This is a genomic window from Mesorhizobium sp. M4B.F.Ca.ET.089.01.1.1 (assembly GCF_004022605.1).
In the GTDB taxonomy this organism is placed as follows: Bacteria; Pseudomonadota; Alphaproteobacteria; order Rhizobiales; family Rhizobiaceae; genus Mesorhizobium; species Mesorhizobium abyssinicae.
The window spans coordinates 1-554 of sequence record NZ_RZOS01001258.1 but is presented as its reverse complement, the minus strand read 5'-3'; the positions used below and the strand labels follow the sequence as shown (position 1 = coordinate 554).

General features: G+C 64.4%; 1 pseudogene. It reads right to left on the bottom strand.

The features are described 5' to 3' along the window. A pseudogene (locus EN780_RS39445) lies at nucleotides 1–554 on the bottom strand (hypothetical protein); the annotation flags it as partial.

The following is a 554-nucleotide window of genomic DNA, read 5'->3' as shown; positions in this document are numbered from 1 at the left end:
GGCGGGTGCTTTCCCGCATGTCGGCTTCGGGCAAGGCTGCCCACATCGTCTTGATCTCGTCGGCCGTCAGCACGCGGTCGCGCTCGACCGTTTCGGTCGGCCTAGCCATACCTTCGGTCAAGTTGTTGTCCAGATCGCCACGACCGCGCCCCCATCGGATCATGGCGCAAATGTCCTCGAACACCCGGTTTGCCTCGACGGCCGCGCCCCGGTCCTTCACCGCGTCGATCGCCTTAGTGATATCGCGACGATGCAGGTCCGCGAGCTTCACCTCGCCTATGCAGCCAGATGATGCCTTCTCGACCTTCTTTCCGTCAGCGTCATAGCCGGACACATTCTTGCGCAGCCGGCGCGCGATCTCATCGACCGACCGCCGCGATGATGCCCGGCGGGTGAGATAGCTCTCGACCAAATCAGAGACGGTCATCGAGGCGGCGTGCGCTTTCTTGGCGGCCACAGGGTCGCCGCCCTCTTGCACGCTTGCACGAGTGTCCTTGGCCTTCTGGCGAGCGCCCTTGTCGGTGCCGAGCGGTGTCTCGGGATAGGTGCCGAGC